This window comes from Gordonia sp. 852002-50395_SCH5434458, from assembly GCF_001665905.1.
In the GTDB taxonomy this organism is placed as follows: domain Bacteria; phylum Actinomycetota; class Actinomycetes; order Mycobacteriales; family Mycobacteriaceae; genus Gordonia; species Gordonia jacobaea.
Genome location: NZ_LZTC01000031.1, coordinates 33,122 through 55,451 on the forward strand (window position 1 = coordinate 33,122; position 22,330 = coordinate 55,451).

The window sequence follows — 22,330 nt, forward strand, 5'->3', positions numbered from 1 at the left end:
GTCGGTGATCGCCGGTAGTCTCGACGCGTGGCTCTGTATCGCACCTATCGTCCGGCAACGTTCGCCGAAGTCGTCGGGCAGGAGCACGTCACCGATCCGCTCAGCCGCGCCCTCGACGGAAACCGCATCAATCACGCGTATCTGTTCTCGGGACCGCGCGGATGCGGCAAGACGTCGTCGGCCCGCATCCTGGCGCGCTCACTGAACTGCGAGCAGGGCCCGACGTCGATGCCGTGCGGCGTCTGCTCGTCGTGCGTGGCCCTTGCTCCGGGCGGGCCGGGCAACCTCGACGTGATCGAACTCGACGCCGCCAGCCACGGAGGCGTCGACGACACACGTGAACTGCGCGACCGCGCCTTCTACGCACCGTCGGAGTCGCGATATCGCGTGTTCATCGTCGACGAGGCGCACATGGTCACCAACGCGGGGTTCAACGCGTTGCTGAAGATCGTCGAGGAGCCGCCGGAGCACCTCATCTTCGTCTTCGCCACCACCGAGCCCGAGAAGGTCTTGCCGACCATCCGCTCGCGCACCCACCACTACCCGTTCCGCCTCCTCGCGCCGCCGGTCATGCGCGGGCTGCTCGAGAACATCTGCGCCAAAGAGGGCGTCGTCGTGGCGCCGGATGTCTATCCGTTGGTCATCCGCGCGGGCGGCGGCTCGCCCCGCGACTCGCTGTCGATCCTCGACCAGCTACTCGCCGGTGCATCCGACGAGGGCGTCACCTACGACCGCGCCCTCGCACTGCTCGGCGTCACCGACATCGCACTCATCGACGACGCCATCGACGCACTCGCCGCCTCCGACGGCGCAGCGCTGTTCGCGACGGTCGAGAAGGTCGTCGACGCCGGGCATGATCCTCGACGCTTCGCCGTCGACCTCCTCGAACGGTTGCGCGATCTCATTCTGCTGCAAGCAGTTCCGGACGCTGCCGAACGTGGACTGGTTGAAGCACCGGGCGACCAACTCGCGCGGATGCAGGGTCAGATCGAGCACCTCGGACCGGGCGGACTCACCCGCTTCGCCGAGATCGTGCACGAAGCGCTCGGCGAGATGCGCGGCACCACGTCGCCGCGCCTGCTGCTCGAAGTGATGTGCGCGCGGATGCTGCTGCCATCGGTCTCCGCCGACGACGCCGCGCTGCTCCAGCGCCTCGAACGACTCGAGTCGGGCGTCGCTCCCGCCGGAGGGAACGCCGGCGGTGCAACGCCTTCGCCGTCCGCACGCGACGAGGGTGCCCCCACCGCGGCCCCCGCCCCACCGCCCGTCGACCCGCCCAAGTACGTGCGCCCCTCGCAGCGCAAGACGGCCGACGAGCCCGCCGCCCGGGCCGATGCGGCTCCCGCCGCCCAGGCTGATGCGGCTCCCATCGAGGCCGTGGCGCTCCCCGCTCCGCGCGAGGAGGCTGCCCCGGCCGGCGGCGGCGCTGATTCCTCCGCTGGTCGAGCAGACCGGAGCGCCAGCGAAGGTGATTCCTCCGCTGGTCGAGCAGACCGGAGCGCTAGCGAAGGTCGTGTCGAGACCACCCCGCCCGAGCCCGTTCCCGCCGCGGCAGCACCCGCCGAGCCAACGCGCCCGATGCCGAAGCGCGGAGCGCAGGCGACGCCCGAACCTGCCCCGACGCCGGAACCGGCCGCGGTGGTAGCCGCAGACGACGACATCCCGCTGCCCGACGAGCCAGTCGACGACTACGACGCGCCCGTCCCCGACGACGGCCGACCGTCCACGCCGCGCAGCGTCGAACCCGAACCCGAACCCGAACCAGAACCCGAGCCCCAGACCGGCCTTGACGTCGAGACCGCTCGCAAGCGTTTCCAGGAAGTGCGCGCCGCGGTGCGTGAGCGGTCGAAGAGTCTCGAGCCGATGCTGTCGAACGCCGTCGTCGACGAGATCCGCGACAACGTCGTGGTCTTGGCGCATCCCGTCGAGGTGTTGGTCGGCAGGTTGTCGGCGCCGCACGCGGTGAACATCATGCGCGAGGCGCTGCACGAGGTCTTCGGAACCGAACTCGACGTGCAGACCATCCACAAGATCGTCGACGTGAGCGCGCCCGCGAAAAACGCAGCGGGCCAACCGGATCGGCAGCAGCGTCGTGCTCAGACCTTCTCACGGCCGAGCCGCGCTCGGGGCAGCTCGGGTGAGCAGTCCGACGCCGCCGCGGCACCAGAGGCCCCGGCCGAGCCCGAGGAGCCTGAACCGCCACGCCAAGACGACGACATCCCCGACGCCGAGCGTGCGGAGATGGTCGCCGAGGTGCAGAACGCCACCCCCGAGGGACGCTTCGACCCGAACAAGGTCGCGATGGAACTGCTCAAGACCGAGCTGGGCGCCCGGCCGCTGGAGTAGCGCGAACCTCGCGCCGCTACCAGCGGATCCGAGTCGCCTCTATGCGTCCCACCACGGGCGCAGCGGGAGATCGCTCTGACCGTACTCGTCGAGCTTGGTCGCGAGGACATGGTGGAGCTGAACGATGTTGCGCTCGAAGCCGATTCGGCATCCGGCCATGTAGAGGCCCCACAGTCGGGCGGTGCCCTCGGTGACCTCTTCGACGGCCTCGTCCCAGTGCTCTACGAGGTTGCGGTTCCAGTCGCGCAGTGTCATGGCGTAGTGCGGGCGGAAGTCCTCCTCGTGCAGCACCTCGAGTCCGCCGATGTCCTGGATCTTCGAGATGATCTTGCCGGAGCCGGTGAGCTCGCCGTCGGGAAAGACGTACCGGTCGATGAACGATCCGGCGCGTGCGTTCTTGAAGTTGTCGGGTCGAGTGATGCAGTGGTTCAACATCATTCCGCCGACCCGCAGCTTGTCGCGGATGAACGAGAAGTACGCCGGGTAGTTGTGGACCCCGATGTGCTCGGTGAGTCCGATCGACGAGACGGCGTCGAAGTCGCTCTCGGTCACGTCGCGGTAGTCGCTGAACCGCACCTCGGCGAGGTCGCTGAGCCCCTCGTCGACGATCTTCTTCTGCGCCCACTCGGCCTGTTCCGCGGAGAGGGTGACGCCGAGTGTCTTGACTCCGCGCGACGCTGCGTAGCGCACCATTCCGCCCCAGCCGCAACCGATGTCGAGGAGGCGATCACCCGGCTTGAGCCGCAGTTTGTCGAAGATCAGACGGTACTTGTTCTCCTGGGCGGTCTCCAACGACGCCTCGAGGTCGGGGTAGACCGCGCAGGTGTAGGTCATCGACGGCCCGAGGACCCACTCGTAGAATGTATTCGACACGTCGTAGTGATGGTGGATCACCTCGGCGTCGCGAGTCTTGCTGTGCCGCAGTCCTTCCGCGAAGCGTCGCCAGCGCGGCAGCGCCTCCTGGGGCGGCGGCGCGATCGGCTTGAAATGCTCGATGCCCAGCGAGCGCGCGACGTGTGCCAACGTCAGCGGAGACGGACGCTTGAATTCGAGGTCGGCGGCCAGAGCGCGCAGCGCCTCGTAGGGGTCACCGGGGTGGGCACCGATCAACTCGAGGTCGCCCGAGACGTATGCGCGCGCCAACCCGAGGTCGCCGGGTGCGGTGACGAGATACGTTGTGCCACGGGCGTTCTTGAGGTTCAATCCGTACTCGGCGTCGGCGGGACCTGCCGAGCTGCCGTCGTACGCCGTGACCCTGATGCTGAGATTTCCGCCGACGAGTGACTCGAAGATCTGCGCCAGAGTCATTTTGCCCTGCGAGGTGTCCGAGGGAGAGGGAGACGCGGGTACGTTGTCCTTGAACGTGGTCATTGCCGTTTCACCGCTTTCGCATAGAGGTCGAGAAGCCGGCCGCGAGGGTCGTACCGCTTCTTCAGGAGTCGATAGTGTTCGCCACCGTAGAGTTCGTCGAACTCTTCGGGGGAGTAGAAGGATTCCGAATACAGCGATTTGTGGCCGTCGAGATCGGCCACCTCTCGCTCGATGAGCTTGTTGGCGTGTCCCGGGTCGTCGGGCGTCACGGGCACCGCAGACCAGAACCCGACGTTGACGTAGGTGCGCTTGGGCTCGAGTGGGTAGAGCGGCCAGGGGCGTGCGGCGTCGGCGACAGCCAGTGCCGGCTCGCGTAAACGCAACGGGCACAACCACACCGGCTCGATCGGAATGTTCTCGAGGAACCACTCGAGGTACGCGGTGGTGTTCTCGATGGGAACCTCGATGTCTTGCACCACCCGCTCGTTGGCGGGCAAACCCTTGCGCTTGTTGAGTCTGTCGGCGATGTCGAAGCGCTGGTCGTAGCCGATCAACTTCCAGTAGAAGCTGCTGCGCAGCAACTTCTTTGGCCAGAGGCGTCGAATCTTGGGGTTCTGGGCACCGAAGGCTCGTGAGCACCAGAACCAGTCGGTGTCCCAGCGCCAGAGGTAGTCGTGGATGGTCAGGCGGTCGCGCTTGATCCCCGAGGCGTGCTGGATGGACCGGTAGTAGATGTCCATCCCCGTGTAATCGCTGACCGGACCGGCCTCGTCGGTTTGGCGGCCGACGGTCAGGTAGGCCTCGTCGGCGGTGAAAACCACACCATCGAGGTAGTCGACGCGCTCGCCGTCGTAGCTACGCTCGTCCGCGATGGTGTTCATCGTCGACTGCAGTGCCGCAAGATCGTGAAAACGTATGTGGCGCAACGCGACGTACGGCTCAACGGTTTCGAGCTCGATCTTCAGTCTGACCGAATACCCCAGCGTCCCATATGAATTGGGGAAGCCGAAGAAGAGTTCGGAGTTCTCGTTGGTCGGGGTTGCGGTGACGATGGAGCCGTCGCCGGTCAGAATGTCGATCTCGAGCACCGACTCGTGCGGCAAGCCGTTGCGGAAGGATGTGCTCTCGATGCCGAGACCCGTGACCGCCCCGCCGAGGGTGATGGTCTTGAGCTGCGGCACCACCAGCGGCGCCAGCCCGTACGGCAACGTTGCGGCGACCAGATTCTCGTAGGTGCACATCCCCGCGACGTCGGCGGTCTTGGCCACCGGGTCGACGGAAATCGCCCTGTCGAGACCCGATACGTCGAGGCCGGGATGCGGATTCTTGGCGCGTGCACGAAACAGGTTCGACGTCTTTTTCGCGAGACGGACCGTTGCTCCCGGCGGAATTGCCCGATAGCTGGCCAGAAGGGTGGCAACCCCGTCGTCGAATGCCTGTGCCCCCATCTCCAACCGTCCAGAAGTCACTTGGCTAGCCTAGGACCTGATCAGCACGCCCGCCAATCTGCCATGAAGGAGTGCCCGTCGTGGGTGAGATTTCCGCCAGTCAATCGATCGACATCGCCGCAAGTGCCGACCAGGTGATCGGGGTGCTTGCCGACTACGTCGACGCGCGTCCGGCGATCCTTCCCGAGCAGTACCGCGACTACAAGGTCATCAGCGGCGGCCAGGGCGACGGCACGGTGGTGCATTGGATTCTGCAGGCGACCTCGAAGCGTCAGCGCGACGTCAAGGCGACCGTCAGCGTCGTGCCGGACACCATCACCGAACGCGACGAGAACTCGTCGATGGTCACCACCTACAAGGTCACCCCGGCCGGCAGCGGTTCCAAGGTCACCACGACCACCACGTGGAACTCCAACGCCAGCGGCATCGGCGGCTTCTTCGAGAAGACGTTCGCGCCCAAGGGTCTCGCGAAGATCCAGGCACAGTTGCTCGCGAACCTGAAGGCGCGGGTCGAGAAGTAAAGGCCAGTTCTGCGGACCGGTTCGCACGATGAGTCCGCAGGACGACGCCCGGACGCCACGACGTCGCGGTCGCGCCCGGCCCTCGCCGCTGCCGGTGCGCGACGGGGTCGACGCGACGCGCGTCGTGGTGCGCCACGGCGAGGAGCGGACCGTCGGGGAGTCGCTGCTGGCCAGCCCGTCGCTGGCCGACCTGACCGTCGACGGCCTGCGCGAGCGGACTGCCGCCGGTGAAGTGGTCGACGCAGATGGCAATCGCGCCGACCTCGACGCTCCCGCCCGTGCCAATACGTCGTACTACCTGTATCGGGATCTGCCCGACGAGATCGAGATCCCATTCGAGCTGCCGATCCTGTACCGCGACGAGAACATCGTCGTCGTCGACAAACCGCCGTTCCTCGCGACCATGCCGCGCGGGCGGCACGTCACCCAGACCGCTTTGGTGCGGCTGCGGCGTGAACTCGGCAACGACGCGCTCGCGCCAGCTCACCGGCTCGACCGCCTGACGTCCGGGGTGCTGTTGTTCACGGCCCGCCCGCAGGTGCGCGCGGCGTATCAAGATCTGTTCGCCCGACGTCTCGCGCGCAAGGAATACCGTGCGCTGGCACCGCTCGACGATGCGCTGTGTACCCCTGCAACCGTGCGCAACCGCATCGAGAAAACCGCTGGTGACCTGCGGGCTCTGGTCGTCGACGGCGAGGTCAACGCGGTCAGCGAGATCACTCTGCTCGAGGATGCCGGGTCTGGTCACGGCCTCTACCGTCTGCGCCCGCACACCGGACGCACCCACCAACTCCGCCTGCACATGGCGTTGCTCGGGGTGCCCATCGTCGACGATCCGCTGTACCCCGACGTACGCCCCGACCTCGCCGAACTGCCCGATCGAGGCGACTTCACCCGACCTTTGCGCCTACTCGCGCACAGCCTGGAGTTCGACGACCCGCTGACCGGCGAATCGCGCAGATTCGTCAGCGGTCGGCACCCGGAACAGTCGCCCGTCCGGGGCGAGTGAGCGAGTGCGTACACAATCGTGTCGTCAGCGGAGGACCATCGAAATTATTGTCGCGGCCCCTCGCTCAGGTACGAGTTGTGTACGTAGTGGTGGCCGTTGCGGGCCCGGGCATGGGCTCGATCAGCCGCGAATGCGTCGCTAGGCTGACATTCGTGACCATCCACGCCTCCTACGAGCGACACCCCGATCTCGGGTGCGAGGCCGTCGTCTTCATCGACGACGAATCGATGGGCTGCTTCCAGATTCAGCGCGACCTGGTCGTCGACGCCGAAACGGGTGGCCGTGTGGGCCCTGGAGGTGCAGGCTCCGGCCGCGAAGGCTATTGCGTCACCACCGGAGCCAGTGCGCCCGTCTACGGCGGGGTGGTCGAGTGGCGTCGCGTCGACGACGACCGGATCGAGTTCGCGCTCACCCCGAAGGCGGGCAGGCTTTTCGGCGACAACGTGCTCTCCTTCCAGATCACGCCGGTCGGTGACGAGAGCGTCGACGAGATCATCGAGCATGTCGAGCGACTGCTGCGGTGAGCGCACCGACTACCCTGGTGAACGTGACTCAACCTTTTGACCCCAGTTCCCTGTTCGGCGGCGGTGACGGCGGCGAGAATCCGATGGCGGGCCTGCTCGCTCAGGCGCAGCAGATGCAGGAGAAGTTGCTCGCGGCGCAGGAGGAGATCGCGGCAACCGAGGTCACCGGTTCGGCCGGCAACGGGCTGGTCACCGTGACCGGAACCGGTACCGGCGAGGTCACCGCGGTGACCATCGATCCCAAGGTCGTCGACGCAGACGACGTCGAGACGCTGCAGGATCTGGTCCTCGGCGCACTGTCGGATCTCGCGTCCAAGCGCGACGAGCTGACCAGCCAAAAGATGGGACCGCTCGCAGGCGGACTCGGCGGCGGACTTCCCGGCCTCGGCTGACACTTCATGTACGAGGGCCCCATCCAGGATCTGATCGACGAGCTGGCCAAACAGCCAGGGCTCGGCCCCAAGGGTGCGCAGCGCATCGCCTTCCACCTGCTCGCCGGTGAGAAGTCAGACATCGACCGACTCATCGCTGCCCTCGGCCACGTCCGCGACGATGTCACCTTCTGCGCGGAGTGCGGCAATGTCTCCGCGGATCGGCTCTGCCGCATCTGTTCCGACGCGCGCCGCGACGCCACCAAGATCTGCGTCGTAGAGGAGCCCAAGGATGTCCACGCGATCGAGCGGACCAAGGAGTTCCACGGTCGCTATCACGTGCTCGGCGGTGCGCTCGATCCGCTGTCGGGGATCGGGCCGGACCAACTGCGCATCCGCGAACTGCTTCGACGCCTCGCCAATCAGCCCGACGGGGTCGACGTCAGCGAGATCATCGTCGCGACCGACCCCAACACGGAGGGCGAGGCCACCGCGACCTACCTCCTGCGCATGCTCAAGGACTTCCCGGGGCTGTCGGTGACTCGCCTGGCGTCGGGCCTGCCGATGGGTGGCGACCTTGAATTCGCCGACGAACTCACACTCGGCCGGGCGCTGTCGGGGCGGCGGGTGCTGGCCTGACCGCCATGACACCTGAACTCGATATCCAGCTCGACGAACTCGCCGCGGAAATGGTGTCAGGCATCGTCGCCATCGACGGGCCATCCGGATCGGGAAAGACCACCGTGGCCGACGCGCTCGTCGAGAAGTTACGCGCTCGCGGCACCGGCGTCGTGCTCGTCCGCACCGACGATTTCGCCACCTGGGACGACCCCGTGGCGTGGTGGCCGGAGATGGAATCCGATGTGCTGCATGCCTTTGTCCGACGTCGCGACTACCGATATCGCCCACGGGAGTGGGTTGACGGTGAGCCACGCGTCGGCAAAAGGGTCTGGTATCGCTGGGAGCCCCTGCTGATCATCGAAGGGGTGTCGGCGGCGCGGCGTCGTATCGCCGACCGCTTGACGTACTCGCTGTGGCTCGATGGCGGCGCTCCCGATGAGCGACTCGAACGCGCTATTGCGCGCGACGGCGAGGCATCCCGGCCTCACCTCGAGAAGTGGCAGCAGTTCGAGCGCGGCTGGTTCGCCGTCGACCGCACGCGCGAGCGGTGCCGGGTGTTGGACTGACCCGCGTACCGTGAGCTCATGGCCTACCGCAGCATCGCGACACTCGACGCGGCGCTGATCCAATGCCGCGCGTGCCCGCGGCTCGTCGCGTGGCGGGAACAGGTCGCCAGGGAGAAGCGTGCAGCCTTCGCCGACCAAACCTATTGGGGCAAGCCGATTCCCGGCTTCGGTCCGGCCGACGCCGCCATGCTCATCCTCGGACTGGCGCCCGCGGCGCACGGCGCCAATCGGACCGGCCGAATGTTCACCGGCGACCAGAGCGGCGACGTGCTCTACCGCGCGCTCTACGACGTCGGGCTGGCCAACAAACCCACTGCGGTCTCGATCGACGACGGCCTGGAACTGACCGGCGTGCGGATCACCGCGCCCGTCCACTGCGCGCCACCGCAGAACAAGCCGACTCCGGCTGAGCGCGACCAGTGCGCGCACTGGCTACACAACGAAATCGACCTTCTCGCACAGACTTTGCGATCGGTTTTCGTACTTGGCGCATTCGGTTGGCAGGCGGCGCTGACCGGGTTCGCAGGTCTCGGGTGGGAGGTTTCGCGACCCCGACCGAAGTTCGGGCACGGTGCGCAGACCGTGATTCGACGCGGCGACCGCGAACTCACCTTGTTCGCGAGTTATCATGTGAGCCAACACAATACGTTCACCGGACGCCTGACGCCCGCCATGCTGCGCGAGGTACTACGCGCCGCGGGCCGCCACGCGGGGTTGCCCGTTGTCGACGACGCGAGCGCGTGACTGATCGAGCCGCTGAGGTGAGCCTTTGTATCGGAGCCTATGGCCGAGTGGATACGATCGGCGTCAACAACGGTGTCCGCGTCGAAGCGGTGTGCAGCAGAACGGAAGTGACGGCGTCCATGAGCGAGAAGATGCGACGGCTCGCAGGTCGCGATCCCGACTCGACGTGCCGCTGCGGCCATCCCCGCGCAGCCCACGAACACTTCCGATCGGGCACCGATTGCGCCATCTGCGGGCCGGAGAAGTGCCCGCGCTTCCGCCGGGCGTGGTCTCGACAGGCTCGACCAGCGGAGTAGCGCTCGGCCGGCGGGTGGTCTCGACAAGCTCGACCAGCGGGGTAGGCGCTCGGCAGGCGGTGGTCTCGACAGGCTCGACCAGCGGGGTAGCGCTCGACCAGCGGAGGAAGCGGCCGGGAGCTCAGCCTCGACGCCCGGCGGCGAGCCGTTCGCGGCGCAGCCGGTCCACTTCGGGCAGGTCCAGCGGTGCCAGCGAGTCGACGCCCATCGCGCGTGCCAAGAGCAGGTCGGCGAGCTGCGGGTTCCTTGCCAGCGCCGGACCGTGCATGTACGTCCCGAGCACCGAGCCCTGCACGACGCCCTCGGTCCCGTCGCCGACACCGTTGCCGACGCCGTGGCGGACCTTCGCGAGCGGCGCGGCGTCGGACCCCAGCGTTGTACCCCCGCGGTGGTTCTCGAATCCGGTGAGTTGATCGGTCAGTTCGGGCATCACCGGGTCGGTGACCACCTCGCCGATACTGCGTGTGGCCTGCGGCGACGTGGTCAGGTCGAAGAGCGAGATGCCGTCGACGCGTTCGCCTGCCGACGTCTCGTACCAGTGGCCGAGCACCTGGATCGCGGCGCAGATGGCGAGCACGGGACGTCCGGCGGCGGCGGCCCGCTGCAGACCCGGGTACCGCGTGAGGTGCCGCGTGGCCAGCCGCTGCGCATAGTCTTCAGCGCCGCCGAGGGTGTAGACGTCGAGCGAGTCGGGCACCTCGTCGTCGAGGGTGATCTGCACGATCTCGGCGTCGACCCCGCGCATGCGCGCCCGCTGACGCAGGATCAATGCGTTGCCGCCGTCGCCGTAGGTGCCCATGACGTCGGGCAGGACGAGGCCGATGCGCAGAGTCGACGTACTCATTGCTGTCCCTTCCGTGCGCGCTCGGCGCGTTCGATTGCGACGCCGAGGTCGCGGAACGCCGTGTAATTGGCCAACACCTCGACGCGTCCGGGCGGGCACGAGGCGATGGCTTTCATGGTGTCGGGGATGGTGGTGTGCTCTGCGCCCGCGTAGAGCAGTCGGACCGACAGGTCGGCGGCGCGTTCGCCGGCCGCGACCACCTGCATCGTCTCGAACGCCTCGAAGCGCACGTCCCACAGCCAGGAGAGATCCTCGCCGTCGGGGACCTGACCGTTGACCGCAATGACAAGGCCGTCGGCGTCCTGATCGATCATCGAGAGCGCTTCCTGCCAACCCGCGGGATTCTTGGCGAGCAGCGTGCGCACGGAATGGTTGCCCACCTGGTGGATGCCGTAGCGTCCGGCCACCTCGCCGACGGTGCTGACGGCGGCAACGGCCTTCGCGGGATCGGCACCCATCGCGACGGCAGCGGCCACGGCCTGCGCGGCGTTGCCACGGTTGGCGCGGCCGGGCACGCTCAGCGTCATCGGGGCCTCGAATCCGTCAGGGCCATAGATCTTTTCGTCGTCGACCCACCACTGGGGTGTCGGGCGGCGGAACGTCGGATCGCCCGTCGAATACCAGTCGACGCCGCTCTGAATCGACGGGTCGGTGGGGTCGCCGGAGGTGCGCGCGATCGGCTCGCCGGTGCGCGGGCAGCTCACCGAGTCGCCGACCCAGCTCGCGCCCGCAGCCACCCAGACGATCTTCGGAGCGTCGAACGCGGCAGAGGTGATCAGGACGTCGTCGCAGTTGGCGATCACCGTCGTATCGGGGTGGCGTGCCAGGCCTTCGCGGAGCCGTCGTTCGATCATGTTGATCTCTCCGACGCGGTCGAGCTGGTCGCGTGAGAGGTTGAGCATCACCACGACCTCGGGGTCGACGGCGTCGCTCACGTGCGGAACGTGCAACTCGTCGACCTCGAGTGCGGCGACGGGCGCCGTCCGCTGCAAGCTGAGCGTCGCGATGATGCCCGCGTCCATGTTGGCGCCGTCGGCCTGGGTGGCGACCTCGCCGAGTTCGGCCAGGGCCGCGGCGGTCATGCGTGTGGTCGTCGACTTTCCGTTCGTCCCGGTGATCAGCGCGGTCCGTTTTCCGGCGGCGAGACGCCCCATGATGTTCGGGTCGATCTTTTCGGCGACCAGGCCGCCGATCATCGATCCCTTGCCACGCCCCGCGGTGCGCGACGCCCAGCGGGCAGCCGACGCAGCTCCGAGGGCTAGCGACGTACGAAGGGGGACACGGGTGGTCGAGCCACCCGGAGCGGGGACGCGGTCGGGCATGGGGAGAGTCTTTCACAGCGCCCCACGCCGTGCCGTCGGGGCGCAGCGCCCGCGCTGGTCGGGCCGCATCGCGCTGGTCGAGCTGCCCTTCGCTGGTCGAGCTTGTCGAGACCACCCCCACTGGCCGAGCCGCCCCCCGCTGGTCGGGCTTGTCGAGACCACCCCCGGCTGGTCGAGCCGCCCCCTCGCTGGTCGAGCTTGTCGAGACCACCCCCGCTGGTTGAGCTGTCTCTTCGCTGGTTGAGCTTGTCGAGACCACGCCCTCGTGCGGGTAGTCTCGCGGCCGTGAGTCGCGCCTCCAATCCCACGCTGTCCCCGCCGCTACGACCCGTTCGCTCGCTGTTGCGAGTCATCGGCCACGTACCACCGCAGGTGTTCGGTGCAGTGTCGCGATGGTGTCCGGTCAACGCAGACGGCGACCACGTCAGCGTCGAGATGCTGGCCGCGGCGGTGGCCACCGCAGTCCTCCCGGATGCCGACATGGGAGGCCCGACGATCGGCAGGGCGCGCAGCGGTTTGGCGCGGGTCGCCGCGCTCACCGCAGAAAAACTCCCGGTGCTTGCAGTCGAGGAGGATTTGGAGTTCGACGGCCCGGCAGGCCCGATCCCGGTGACGCGCTACCGCGCGGGTGTCGAGAGCCGCGGGTTGATCCTGTTCTTCCACGGCGGAGGGTTCACCACGGGCAGTCGCAGGAGTCACGACCCGCTGGCGCGCAGGCTCGCCCTCGACACCGGCGCCGACGTCGTCTCGGTCGAGTATCGGCTCGCGCCGGAGAATCCCTTCCCCGCAGCGGTCGACGACGCTCTCGCCGCCTGGCGCGGTGTGGTCGCCGCCGCCCCGGGCTGGGGTATCCCCAGCGACCGGATCGTCGTGGCGGGCGACAGCGCAGGCGGCAACCTCGCGGCGGTCATCGCGCAGCAAGTTCGTGGCGAGCAGGTGACGCCGCTCCTGCAACTCTTGCTCTACCCGAAGACCGATTCCGTCGGCGAATACGGCTCAACCCGCGAGTTCTCGAAGGGCTACTTCTTGACCGCCGAGCGCATCGCTGACTTCACAGACATCTACGTGCCCGATCCTGCCCAGCGAGCCGATCCACGCGTCTCTCCGCTACTGGCACAAGACCTTTCAGGACTACCGCCTGCACACGTGGTAGTTGCTGGATTCGATCCTCTGCGCGACGAGGGCATCGCATACGCCGACGCTCTCGGTGCCGCGGGGGTGCCCGTCACGCTGCAGCGCGAGGGGGCGCTGATCCACGGGTTCGCCAACATGGCTGCGTTCAGTTCTGTTGCAGATCAAGCGATCTCGCGGTTCACCGCCGTGGCTTCCGACGCCCTGCGCTGACGCGGACCGTGCATCAGTAGAGTGGTCGACGGTTCGGGGCGAGTTCAGCTGTTTTTACATGGGGGATGTGGCGTGAGGATGCCGAAAAGTGGACGCTCGGTGATCGGGGCAACGGGGATCAGGACGACGGGGATCAGGGCAATGCTGATCCCTGCGGCGGCCGCGGTGGTCGTCGGACTCGCGGGATGCGGCGGAGGCGAGAGCGATTCGACGCCGCCGAGCTCCTCGACTCCCGACGCCGCGAAAGCGTCACCGCTGCAAGGTGATCAGCTCTACCTCGCGGGGCTGAAGCAGCTCAACGTGCGCTTCGCCGACGACGCCGCCGCGGTTGCAGCGGGCAAGCAGGTGTGCGCGAATCTGAAGGCGGGCGACGGTCTCCTCGACGCCATACGCAAGGTGGGCAACGGACTCGACGACGCCGAGTCCGGCCAGGTCGTCGGCCTCGCGGCACAGACCTATTGCCCCGATCAGCTCGGAAAGCTCAGCGGCGTCCAGTCGGAGAGCTGACTCAGAAGCGTTCGTCGGCCTGCGGGATCGATCCCGGTGGTGCCGGCTCGTAATGACTCTGCGCCGCAGCCGGATACGGCTGCGGCGGGGTGGTGGACTCCCCGGTCGGATACCCCTGTGCGCCCGCCGGAGGCTGGTATCCAGGCGGGGGACCCTGATACCCGGCAGGAGGCGCTTGATAGCCGGGCGGTGTTCCTTGGAATCCGGGTGGAGGTGCTTGATACCCGGCAGGAGGCGCCTGGTAGCCGGGTGGAGGTGCTTGGTATCCGGGCGGAGGTGCTTGATATCCGGGCGGCGGTCCTTGGAATCCCGGGATTCCGGCACCAGCGGGAGGCATGCCCGGGTTGAACGAATCAGACACTGTCGCAGCGAGTTCAAGGAACGCATTGCGGGTGTCGCGATTCATCTGGTCGAGGTCGATCTGCGCACCGGTCGCGAGATGGTCGTCGAACGGGATGATCTGCACCGCCCGCGTGCGGCCGAGGAAGCGCTGCGTCAGCATGTCCAGATCGATCGGCGCACCTCCCGGCTTCGACGCAGAGATCACCACGACAGCTTGCTGGACGAGTCGCTGATAGCCGTGAGCGTTGAGCCAATCGAGTGTCGCTGCGGCACTTTCGGCACCGTCGACGGCCGGTGACGTGACCAGGACGATAGCGGTCGCCGAACTCAGGACCCCCTCCATCGCCGAGTGCAACAGACCGGTACCGCAGTCGGTCATGATGATGTTGTAGTAGTTCTCCAGAATTCCGATGACGTCGAGGTAGTCGTCGGCGCTGAAAGATTCCGATACTGCCGGATCACGTTCGGATGCAAGCACTTCCAGACGGCTCGCGGACTGCGACGTATGGCGCCGAACGTCGCCGTATCGGGTGACGTTCGGATCGTTCAGTAGTGAGCGCACAGTCGAACCGGTTTGCTGCGGGACACGTCGGCCGAGCGTCCCGAAGTCGGGATTCGCATCGACCGCGATCACCCGGTCGCCGCGCAGCGACGCGAACGCCGACCCGAGACCGATTGTGGTCGTGGTCTTTCCGACGCCACCCTTGAGGGAGAGCACCGCCAGGCGGAAATCGCCGGCCATCGGCCGACGGATGCGTGCGACCATTTCGTCGAGTTGTTGCTGCGACTTGCTTTGGCCCAGATTGATCAGACCGCCCGACACGGTACTCAGTGCACGACGCCATCCGGTTCCGCGCGCCGAAAACGGTATCGCTGCCTGTTGATTCGGATTGCCGGCACCGGGCCCTCCGGGGAATTGAGCACCCGGGTGCATTCCCGGCTGTTGCGCGCCACCCACGTAGAGGCCGCCGTACTGACCGGGCTCGGGATGGTGGGGCCACGGGGGAGTGGGCTGCTGTGCAGGCGCATTCGGGTAGGACGTGCCGGGCGCAGTCGGGTTGGGAGCGGCTGGTGCGGGGCTCGGCTGCTGTGGTTCGAAATGCTGATCGGGCGGGAGGTACTGCGCGACCGGCGGTGCTGGCGTCTGTGGCGTCTCGCCCGAGCGGCCCGTGTACCAGTTGACCTGCGCGGCGGGTGGCGCGAACTGCGCTTGCGGCGGTTGGGGAGCGTCTGACGGATGCTGACCCGCACCGACCGGCGCGTCGAGACGGCTTTCGTCGTCTTCGTGGCTATCGGACTTCGGCCACGATGACGGCTGTGAGCCTTCGGCGTGCGACATCTCGTTGATCATCCCCTCGTGCGTCCCTCGGCGGGCTCATCGCCCACCCCCTGATGCTGGTTCGACCACTGAATACTAGGGCGTCTAACAGTTGCGGTCGTGACGACGTCCTGCGACGACGCCATGTGCAGCGGGGCGGCTATCGATGGCAACGTATCGATCGCGCCGGAGCTTTCGGATGGGGAGCTAGTTGCCGCGCCCCGTTTTCAGTCATTTTCGGCGGCGCTGCCTACTCCGACCTGGTCTTTTGCGGCGGAGTCGCCGTGGGAATGACTGAAAACGGGAGGGGGTGTGGTGTGGGCGCGTGATCGTGGGGCGGCGAGCGCTCCTGCCGCGCATCCGGCGATGACCAGCGCGGCTCCGCCGATCTCGACGTAGGTAGGTTGCTCGCCGAGGAAGAGCCACGCTGCGGTGATCCCCACGACGGGAACCAGCAGCGACATCGGCGCGACTCGGCTGGCCGGGTAGCGCTGCATCAGCGACGTCCACAGACCTGACCCGGCGATGGTCCCGAGCAGCACCACATATGCCAGCCCAGCCAGCGCGATGAGACCTGACGTGGAGCCGAGTGTGGCCATGGCGTGGAAGCCCGCGGATGGTCCATCGACAGCGAGACTCAGCAAATACAGCGGGATCGGCGGCACCACCGACATCCACAGCGTCATCCGCAGCGCATCACCGGAGTTCGGCGGCAACGCGAGGCGGTTTCCGATGTTGCCGAATGCCCAGGACAGTCCCGCCAGAACGGTGAGAAGGATCGGAACGACGATGCCGACTCCGAGCGAACTGTGGCCCGCGCGGTCGACTCCGATCAGAACGATTCCGCCAACTGCGACTGCGATTCCGACCACCTGCGCCGGCACGAGTCGCTCCCGCAAGAACACGACGCCGAGCAGCACCGTGAACGGGGCCGACGTCTGCAGCACCAGCGACGCGAGGCCTGTCGGCATTCCGATGTTCATCGCGAGAAAAAGGAATGCGAACTGTCCGACGCCGAATCCGAACGCGTACAACAGAAACCATTTGATCTGCATTCGCGGGAACCGCACGAACAGCACCACCGGCACGGCCATGCCCGCGAACCGGAGTGCGGCGAAGAAGAACGGAGGGAAGTGGTTGAGGCCCAGGCGAATCGCGATGAAGTTCAAACCCCACAGCACGACGACGGTGAGTGCCAGCATGCGGTCGCGCGTTGTCATGTACTCATGTTCGAGGCTTCGGGAGTGAAGCACAATCGAAATAAAGTGCACTAAAGATGTAGGACAGCTTCATAAAATCGCCGCGCCGGCGCGCTGACGGCGTCGAAGGATCGCAGCCCACAACGCAAAACGCCGACGGCACCGGAAGTCGGTGCCGTCGGCGTTGGGTCAGAGGCGTATTGCCGCCAGCGGAGCGTTACCGCCAGCCGAGTGCGGGAGCGACGTCGTTGAGGATCGACTCCATCACGTGGGCGTTGTATTCGACGCCGAGCTGGTTGGGGATCGTCAGCAGCAGCGTGTCGGCGGCCGCGATGGCCTCGTCTTCGCGCAGCTCCTCGATGAGCTTGTCGGGCTCTGCGGCGTAGCTACGTCCGAACCGTGCCAGTCCGCCTTCGAGGTGACCGACCTGATCCTGGTCGTTGCGATCACGTCCGAAGTAGGCGCGGTCCATGTCGGTGGTCAGCGGGAAGATGCTGCGGCTCACTGAAACTCGTGGCTCGCGAGTGTGGCCGGCCTTCTCCCACGCGTCGCGGAAGCGCTCGATCTGCTCGGCCTGCAACTTGTGGAACGGGATGCCCGTGTCCTCGGTCAGCAGCGTCGAACTCATGAGGTTCATGCCCTTCTCGGCCGTCCACTTTGCGGTGGCCCGGCTGCCCGCGCCCCACCAGATGCGGTCGCGCAGACCCTCGGAGTAGGGCTCGATGCGAAGCATGCCCGGCGGGTGGGGGAACATCGGCCGCGGGTTCGGCTGTGCGAACTCCGCGCCCTCGATCACCTTGAGGAAGACGTCGGTGTGCTGGCGTGCCATGTCGGCGTCGGTTTCACCCTCGGCCGGGACGTACCCGAAGTACTTGTACCCGTCGATCACCTGCTCGGGGGATCCCCTGCTGATGCCGAGTTGGAGTCGACCGTCGGAGATGAGGTCGGCTGCGCCCGCGTCCTCGGCCATGTACATGGGATTTTCGTAGCGCATGTCGATCACGCCGGTGCCGATCTCGATGCTGTTGGTCTTTGCGCCAACCGCTGCGAGCAGCGGAAATGGTGAGCCGAGCTGGCGTGCGAAGTGGTGCACGCGGAAGTACGCGCCGTCTGCGCCGAGCTCTTCGGCGGCAACGGCGAGGTCGATGGATTGATGCAAGACATCTGACGCCGTCTGGGCTTGCGAACCCGGAGACGCCGACCAGTGTCCAAAGGACAGGAAGCCGATTTTCTTGGTCATGTCAGATATAACCGGACCGTGGTCCATTTATTCCGTGACGGACGCCAGAAACAGAGGTGCTACGTGTCGCGGAATCGTTAAGCATCAAGGCCGCATGACCAAGCGTCGTCGTAGCATCGCTTCATGGACGTCAAGCGCCTGCGGCTGCTGAGGGAGTTCGCCGACCGCGGTTCCGTTGGGGCGGTCGCCGACGCGATGCACATGACGCCGTCGGCCGTCTCGCAGCAGTTCAAGGTGCTCACCAAGGAGGCGGGCGTCGAGTTGCTCGAGGCCGATGGTCGGCGGGTGCGACTGACTTCGGCGGGGCAGGCTCTCGTGCTGCGCGCCGACGAGGTGATCGCTGCGGTCGAGCGAGCACAGGAGGAGATGGCCGCGTACCGCTCGGGTCGATCGCGGGTCCGGCTCGCGATGTTCCCCTCTGGCGCGACACTCCTCTTGCCGACCGTCCTCGACCGTGCGGCCTCCGATGCGATCGAGATCGACGCGTCGCACCTCGACGTCGGCTACCCCGACGCTCCGCCCGCTCTCGCCGACTTCGACGTCGTGGTGACACACCGAGACGAGCGCACGCCACCTGTCAGTTCGCCGCGTGTGCGCGTCACCGAGTTGATGCGCGAGCCGCTCGACGTCGTCGTATCGCGCAACTCGTCTCTTGCAGAGCGTGATTCGGTCGCGGTCACCGAGCTTGCAGACCATGACTGGATCAGCGTCGAGGGCGGCTTTCCCGTCGACGATGTGCTGCTGTCGATCTCGGCCATCACAGGCGTTGCGCCGAGAGTCACGCAGCGAATGCTCGACTTCACGACCATCGAGGCACTCGTCGCGGCTGGTCAGGGAATCGCCTTGATGCCGCGTCACGCATCACGCCATCCCGGAGTGAAACCACTTGAATTGCAGGGTGTTCGGGCGGCGCGCGTGTACGAGGCGCTGACCAGGCCGCGACCGCGTCGCGCGGTGACTTCGGTGGTCGACGCCCTCGCTGCCGCGGCTGCTCGGTACGGCGCCTGAGCGCATTACGCCGAACGTCGACGGCGCGGAAGCGCCGCGAGCAGAACCCCTGCGGCGGTGAGCGTTCCGACGTACACCGCGACCCCCGCCCAGCCGAATGCCGAGTACATCAGGCCGCCGAGCGCACCGACCACGGAGCTGCCGAGGTAGTAGTGGAAGAGATACAGCGACGACGCCTCGGCGCGATGCTCGGTCGCCCGTGCGGACACCCAACCGCTTGCCACCGAGTGCGCGGCGAAAAACCCTGCGGTGAACAGGAATAGCCCGACGATCACCGACCACAGATGATCCGGAATCGTGATCAACAATCCCACAAGCATGATCGACGTCGCAGTCACGAGTACCCGGCGTCGACCGAGCCGGTCGGCCAGTCTGCCGCCCCACGCCGACGACACCGTACCCGCCAGATACATGAAGAAGATTGCCGCGACGATTCCCGCCGGCAGTCCGAAAGGTCCACCCAGAAGCCGATATCCGATGAAGTTGTAGACGGTGACAAAGCCGCCCATCAGCACGAAGGCCAGGGCGAAGAGCGACAGCAGACCCGGATCACGAAGGTGCGCAACCAGATTGCGCCCGGTCGTGCGCAGCGAGACTGGCTGTGGAGTGAAGAACTGTGAGCCGGGCACCATGCGCCAGAACGCAATCGCGAATGCAAGAGACACCAGCGCGGCGATCTCGAGTGCCCACTGCCAGGACACAAAGTCGACAGCAAAACCCGGAATGAGCCGTCCGACGAGACCGCCGATCGTAGTGCCCGCGACGTAGCGCCCCATCGCACCGCCGAGCGACATGCCGTCGACTTCTTCGGCCAGATACGCCATGGCGACGGCGGGCACTCCGGCGCACAGCAGTCCCTGCAGGGCGCGGCCGGCCAGGAGTAACTCGATCGACGGCGCCCACGGAAGCAGGAGTCCGATGACCGAGGCGGCAACTGCGGACCCGACCATGAGTCGCACCCGGCCATAACGCTCCGACAGCGCGCTGGCCGGGATGATCGCAACTGCGAGCAGGCCGGTCGTGAGCGAGACGGCCAGAGCCGACGTCGTCGGCGAGACGTCGAAGTGCGACGAGAGTTGCGGCAGCAGGCCCTGCACGTAGTACAGCGCCATGAACGTCGTCATCCCGGCGGCGAACAGCGAGAGTGTGGCACGTCGGTATCCGGGCGAGCCGGGGGAGTGTTTGACGGGCGCGCGGTCGGGGGTCGCGGGGAGGACGGTTGCTGTCACTCCATCGAGTCTGAGCCGCGCAGTGGTCATTAGGAAATGAATGTTTGACCACTGAGTCATTCAGTAATGAATAACCACAGCTAGAATGGCCAGATGTACGACGACCTGCGGTGGTTCATCGCCATCGCCGAGGCAGAGAACCTGACCGCGGCCGCCGACCGGGTCCATTCGTCGCAGCCGACGCTCTCGCGCTTCCTGGGTCGTCTGGAACGCGACCTCGGCGTGCCGCTCTTCGACCGCGATGGTCGACGCCTCGTGCTGAACCGGTTCGGACGCGCCTACCTCGACAGGGCGCGTCGCGCGGCGTCGCAGTTGGAAGCCGGACGTCGGGAGATCGAGGAGATGCGCGCTCCAGCCCGCGGTGCGGTGCGGTTGGCGTTCCTGCATTCGTTCGGACTGGGGTTGGTGCCCGACCTCATCAGCCGGTTCCGGGTGGAGAACCCATCGGCACGTTTCACGCTGACCCAAGATGCGGCGGCGACCGTCGTCGGGCATGTGGTCGACGGCGACGCCGACCTCGCGATCGTCGCCCCCCGCCCTATGCGCACCGACATGGCCTGGGCGCGCGTCGCCGAACAAGAACTCGCGCTCGTGGTACCCCGCGATCACCGCTTCTCGGGCCGGGAGACCATAGGTATCGCTGAGGCCGCAGACGAGGAGTTCATCGTGATGCAGCACGGCTACGGCATGCGGCGGATCTTCGACGAGATCTGCGCCGCACACGATCTCACGCCGACGATCGCCTTCGAATCGTCGGAGCTCGCGACGGTGTCCGGCCTCGTCGCCGCGGGGCTCGGCGTCGGACTGGTGCCGGTCGAGGAGTCGGCGCGCCATCCCGGCGTCGAACTCATCCCACTCGCGGGTGAAACGCGCGAGATCGGGCTGACGTGGTTTCGCGGTCGGCCACTGAGCGACGTCGCGTCGCGCTTTCGGGACTTCGTGCTCGCGGGGAGCACGTCCGACGGATGAATCGCGCTGCCGTGCGGGCTCCCGCTCACCCGTTTCCCTCCCGCTTATTGAAATCAATAAGCGGGAAGTAAGCCGGTGAGCGCGAACCGTGGTGGGGCGGGATGATCTCGTAGGTGACGAGCCACGGGCGCAGAAGGTCGGCGAGCAGACGTCGCTCGAGGGTGGCCCAGATCCAGCGGACCACCATGGTGTCGAGGCCGCGGAGTTCGTCCTCGCGGACCACCGCGTCCTCGGGCGACTCGCCCTCGCGGAGCAGACGGCCGTACTTGGCCAGACCGTCGAACTCGCCGATCAGTTTGCCGTCCCAATCGAAGTCCGTCTCGTACGTGCCGGACGGGCAGACGAAGCGGTGCTGCTGACGCGGAACGGGTAGGTCCGCCTCGTACATCTGCGCACTGCTCCATGATTCGCCGACGCTCTGGGAGAGACCGTTCGCGAGGGGAAGTGCCCGCCGAGCGTGTTGCGCACCGCGTCGACGTCGAGAGCCCAGGATCTCCGACATCTTCGCCCGGTCGGCGCCCAATGCCAGAGCCGCCTCGAGGACGGTCAGTGCCTGCGCGAAGTCGCCGCTCGACGCGACGTCGACCGCTGTCCGCTCGATAGACGTGACCCGGATGCCGTCGACCTCGGTGACCTCGTCGTCGCTGAGCGGCGCCCCGTGCAGGGGGCGCAGGCTGCGAATCGAACCCCCCGATGCGCGGCCGGTCGTCATGTGCACGTGCGAGAGATTCGGTTTGAGCATGCGCAGCCCGTGCATCGTCGCCGCCGACGCATGGCTGAGTACATGCGGCGTGTCGCCGCTCAACTCCGACGTGACGACTGCGATCGAGGTGAGCCGGTGCAACGCCTGCGCGCCCGCATGGCCGTCGAATTGGGCTGTGCGCGGGACCAATACACCGGGTACCAGCCTGATCAGCTGGCCACGATCGACTGCGGCGCAGAGCTCATTGTCGCTGAATGCCGCTGTCTTTGCGGTGCCGCGTCGGATCAGGCCGAACTCATCGAGCGGGTAGCCGGGGAGACCGAGAGTGGAGGGGAGCGCCGAATCCGTCATGCAGCTTCGACGCCGCGCCGGGCCGCGCGGTTCCACTCCGCACCGATTCAGATCGACGTCGACCTTCCCGCTCACCCATTTCCCTCGCGCTTATTGAATTCAATAAGCCGCAAGGAAATCGGTGAGCGGGAAGCGGCCCCCCGGGGTCAGATCCGTTCGGACACCCGCCGAGAGGCCAATTGCACTGCCTCCCAGAC

General features: G+C 66.8%; 21 protein-coding genes. 12 read left to right on the forward strand and 9 right to left on the reverse strand.

Annotation, left to right across the window (positions count from 1 at the left end; all coding sequences use genetic code 11):
* Nucleotides 1–27 precede the first annotated feature (27 nt).
* Nucleotides 28–2,346 carry a DNA polymerase III subunit gamma and tau gene (locus A5785_RS06000; protein ID WP_064865125.1) on the forward strand — a complete coding sequence of 773 codons (2,319 nt, stop codon included), beginning with the start codon at nt 28–30 and terminating at the stop codon, nt 2,344–2,346.
* A 39-nt stretch (nt 2,347–2,385) separates the two neighbouring features.
* On the opposite strand, the gene A5785_RS06005 is transcribed toward A5785_RS06000, so the two are convergent.
* Nucleotides 2,386–3,717, reverse strand: a complete 1,332-nt coding sequence (locus A5785_RS06005; RefSeq protein WP_064865129.1) for a class I SAM-dependent methyltransferase — start codon at nt 3,715–3,717, stop codon at nt 2,386–2,388.
* Nucleotides 3,714–5,105, reverse strand: coding sequence for an FAD-binding oxidoreductase (locus tag A5785_RS06010; RefSeq protein WP_064865132.1), 1,392 nt, complete (start codon nt 5,103–5,105; stop codon nt 3,714–3,716). The genes A5785_RS06005 and A5785_RS06010 overlap by 4 nt, the downstream gene beginning before the upstream one ends.
* 80 nt (nt 5,106–5,185) lie before the next feature.
* Between A5785_RS06010 and A5785_RS06015 the strand changes: the two genes are divergently transcribed.
* The 7 genes from A5785_RS06015 to A5785_RS06045 all read left to right on the forward strand — a co-directional run bounded on the left by A5785_RS06015 (nt 5,186) and on the right by A5785_RS06045 (nt 9,461).
* The gene (locus A5785_RS06015; protein ID WP_049700628.1) at nt 5,186–5,626 is read left to right on the forward strand and encodes an SRPBCC family protein; all 441 of its coding nucleotides are present in this window, start codon (nt 5,186–5,188) and stop codon (nt 5,624–5,626) included.
* Between the two features lie 28 nt (nt 5,627–5,654).
* On the forward strand, nt 5,655–6,635 hold the full coding sequence (locus tag A5785_RS06020) for a pseudouridine synthase (RefSeq protein WP_064865136.1): 981 nt from the start codon (nt 5,655–5,657) through the stop codon (nt 6,633–6,635).
* A 152-nt stretch (nt 6,636–6,787) separates the two neighbouring features.
* Nucleotides 6,788–7,159, forward strand: coding sequence for a hypothetical protein (locus A5785_RS06025; protein WP_064865181.1), 372 nt, complete (start codon nt 6,788–6,790; stop codon nt 7,157–7,159).
* Nucleotides 7,160–7,182: 23 nt separating this feature from the next.
* A complete protein-coding gene (locus tag A5785_RS06030; RefSeq protein WP_064863322.1) occupies nt 7,183–7,551 on the forward strand; it encodes a YbaB/EbfC family nucleoid-associated protein in 369 nt (122 codons plus the stop codon).
* A 6-nt stretch (nt 7,552–7,557) separates the two neighbouring features.
* Nucleotides 7,558–8,169, forward strand: a complete 612-nt coding sequence (gene recR / locus A5785_RS06035) for a recombination mediator RecR (protein ID WP_005208030.1) — start codon at nt 7,558–7,560, stop codon at nt 8,167–8,169.
* A gap of 5 nt (nt 8,170–8,174) precedes the next feature.
* Nucleotides 8,175–8,717, forward strand: a complete 543-nt coding sequence (locus A5785_RS06040; protein ID WP_049700507.1) for a uridine kinase family protein — start codon at nt 8,175–8,177, stop codon at nt 8,715–8,717.
* Nucleotides 8,718–8,735: 18 nt separating this feature from the next.
* Nucleotides 8,736–9,461: a uracil-DNA glycosylase gene (locus tag A5785_RS06045; RefSeq protein ID WP_064865139.1), complete on the forward strand. Its 726-nt coding sequence runs from the start codon at nt 8,736–8,738 to the stop codon at nt 9,459–9,461.
* Nucleotides 9,462–9,878: 417 nt separating this feature from the next.
* On the opposite strand, the gene A5785_RS06050 is transcribed toward A5785_RS06045, so the two are convergent.
* The gene (locus A5785_RS06050) at nt 9,879–10,601 is read right to left on the reverse strand and encodes a type 1 glutamine amidotransferase (protein ID WP_064865141.1); all 723 of its coding nucleotides are present in this window, start codon (nt 10,599–10,601) and stop codon (nt 9,879–9,881) included.
* The gene (locus A5785_RS06055) at nt 10,598–11,923 is read right to left on the reverse strand and encodes a MurT ligase domain-containing protein (protein ID WP_064865145.1); all 1,326 of its coding nucleotides are present in this window, start codon (nt 11,921–11,923) and stop codon (nt 10,598–10,600) included. The genes A5785_RS06050 and A5785_RS06055 overlap by 4 nt, the downstream gene beginning before the upstream one ends.
* Before the next feature lie 285 nt (nt 11,924–12,208).
* Between A5785_RS06055 and A5785_RS06060 the strand changes: the two genes are divergently transcribed.
* Entirely contained in the window at nt 12,209–13,267 is a 1,059-nt protein-coding gene (locus tag A5785_RS06060; RefSeq protein ID WP_064865148.1) for an alpha/beta hydrolase, read from the forward strand.
* 78 nt (nt 13,268–13,345) lie between these two features.
* Nucleotides 13,346–13,774: a DUF732 domain-containing protein gene (locus A5785_RS06065; RefSeq protein ID WP_231894118.1), complete on the forward strand. Its 429-nt coding sequence runs from the start codon at nt 13,346–13,348 to the stop codon at nt 13,772–13,774.
* 1 nt (nt 13,775) lies between these two features.
* Here the strand turns inward: A5785_RS06065 and A5785_RS06070 are convergent, their stop codons facing one another.
* The 3 genes from A5785_RS06070 to A5785_RS06080 all read right to left on the reverse strand — a co-directional run bounded on the left by A5785_RS06070 (nt 13,776) and on the right by A5785_RS06080 (nt 17,873).
* Nucleotides 13,776–15,455, reverse strand: a complete 1,680-nt coding sequence (locus A5785_RS06070; protein WP_231894110.1) for a MinD/ParA family ATP-binding protein — start codon at nt 15,453–15,455, stop codon at nt 13,776–13,778.
* 206 nt (nt 15,456–15,661) lie between these two features.
* Nucleotides 15,662–16,654, reverse strand: coding sequence for an EamA family transporter (locus A5785_RS06075; protein ID WP_049700515.1), 993 nt, complete (start codon nt 16,652–16,654; stop codon nt 15,662–15,664).
* A gap of 196 nt (nt 16,655–16,850) precedes the next feature.
* Nucleotides 16,851–17,873, reverse strand: a complete 1,023-nt coding sequence (locus A5785_RS06080; protein ID WP_049700516.1) for an LLM class flavin-dependent oxidoreductase — start codon at nt 17,871–17,873, stop codon at nt 16,851–16,853.
* Between the two features lie 123 nt (nt 17,874–17,996).
* On the opposite strand from A5785_RS06080, the gene A5785_RS06085 reads away from it, so the two are divergent.
* Entirely contained in the window at nt 17,997–18,881 is an 885-nt protein-coding gene (locus A5785_RS06085) for a LysR family transcriptional regulator (protein WP_064865157.1), read from the forward strand.
* Between the two features lie 5 nt (nt 18,882–18,886).
* Here the strand turns inward: A5785_RS06085 and A5785_RS06090 are convergent, their stop codons facing one another.
* Nucleotides 18,887–20,140, reverse strand: a complete 1,254-nt coding sequence (locus tag A5785_RS06090) for an MFS transporter (RefSeq protein WP_064865160.1) — start codon at nt 20,138–20,140, stop codon at nt 18,887–18,889.
* A gap of 63 nt (nt 20,141–20,203) precedes the next feature.
* On the opposite strand from A5785_RS06090, the gene A5785_RS06095 reads away from it, so the two are divergent.
* The gene (locus A5785_RS06095; RefSeq protein WP_064865164.1) at nt 20,204–21,079 is read left to right on the forward strand and encodes a LysR family transcriptional regulator; all 876 of its coding nucleotides are present in this window, start codon (nt 20,204–20,206) and stop codon (nt 21,077–21,079) included.
* A gap of 25 nt (nt 21,080–21,104) precedes the next feature.
* On the opposite strand, the gene A5785_RS06100 is transcribed toward A5785_RS06095, so the two are convergent.
* Complete coding sequence (locus A5785_RS06100; RefSeq protein WP_064865168.1) at nt 21,105–22,133, reverse strand: hypothetical protein; 1,029 nt, start codon at nt 22,131–22,133, stop codon at nt 21,105–21,107.
* Between the last annotated feature and the right edge of the window lie 197 nt (nt 22,134–22,330).

What these genes read in the sequence shown, in the direction of transcription:
- A5785_RS06070 (WP_231894110.1), bottom strand. Translation starts at nt 15,455, where the DNA reads ATGTCGCACGCCGAAGGCTCACAGCCGTCATCGTGGCCGAAGTCCGAT.
- A5785_RS06085 (WP_064865157.1), top strand. Translation starts at nt 17,997, where the DNA reads ATGGACGTCAAGCGCCTGCGGCTGCTGAGGGAGTTCGCCGACCGCGGT.
- A5785_RS06090 (WP_064865160.1), bottom strand. Translation starts at nt 20,140, where the DNA reads ATGACCACTGCGCGGCTCAGACTCGATGGAGTGACAGCAACCGTCCTC.
- A5785_RS06065 (WP_231894118.1), top strand. Translation starts at nt 13,346, where the DNA reads ATGCCGAAAAGTGGACGCTCGGTGATCGGGGCAACGGGGATCAGGACG.
- A5785_RS06020 (WP_064865136.1), top strand. Translation starts at nt 5,655, where the DNA reads ATGAGTCCGCAGGACGACGCCCGGACGCCACGACGTCGCGGTCGCGCC.
- A5785_RS06075 (WP_049700515.1), bottom strand. Translation starts at nt 16,654, where the DNA reads ATGACAACGCGCGACCGCATGCTGGCACTCACCGTCGTCGTGCTGTGG.
- A5785_RS06055 (WP_064865145.1), bottom strand. Translation starts at nt 11,923, where the DNA reads ATGCCCGACCGCGTCCCCGCTCCGGGTGGCTCGACCACCCGTGTCCCC.
- A5785_RS06010 (WP_064865132.1), bottom strand. Translation starts at nt 5,105, where the DNA reads ATGGGGGCACAGGCATTCGACGACGGGGTTGCCACCCTTCTGGCCAGC.
- A5785_RS06050 (WP_064865141.1), bottom strand. Translation starts at nt 10,601, where the DNA reads ATGAGTACGTCGACTCTGCGCATCGGCCTCGTCCTGCCCGACGTCATG.
- A5785_RS06005 (WP_064865129.1), bottom strand. Translation starts at nt 3,717, where the DNA reads ATGACCACGTTCAAGGACAACGTACCCGCGTCTCCCTCTCCCTCGGAC.
- recR (WP_005208030.1), top strand. Translation starts at nt 7,558, where the DNA reads ATGTACGAGGGCCCCATCCAGGATCTGATCGACGAGCTGGCCAAACAG.
- A5785_RS06100 (WP_064865168.1), bottom strand. Translation starts at nt 22,133, where the DNA reads ATGACGGATTCGGCGCTCCCCTCCACTCTCGGTCTCCCCGGCTACCCG.
- A5785_RS06045 (WP_064865139.1), top strand. Translation starts at nt 8,736, where the DNA reads ATGGCCTACCGCAGCATCGCGACACTCGACGCGGCGCTGATCCAATGC.
- A5785_RS06095 (WP_064865164.1), top strand. Translation starts at nt 20,204, where the DNA reads ATGTACGACGACCTGCGGTGGTTCATCGCCATCGCCGAGGCAGAGAAC.
- A5785_RS06040 (WP_049700507.1), top strand. Translation starts at nt 8,175, where the DNA reads ATGACACCTGAACTCGATATCCAGCTCGACGAACTCGCCGCGGAAATG.
- A5785_RS06080 (WP_049700516.1), bottom strand. Translation starts at nt 17,873, where the DNA reads ATGACCAAGAAAATCGGCTTCCTGTCCTTTGGACACTGGTCGGCGTCT.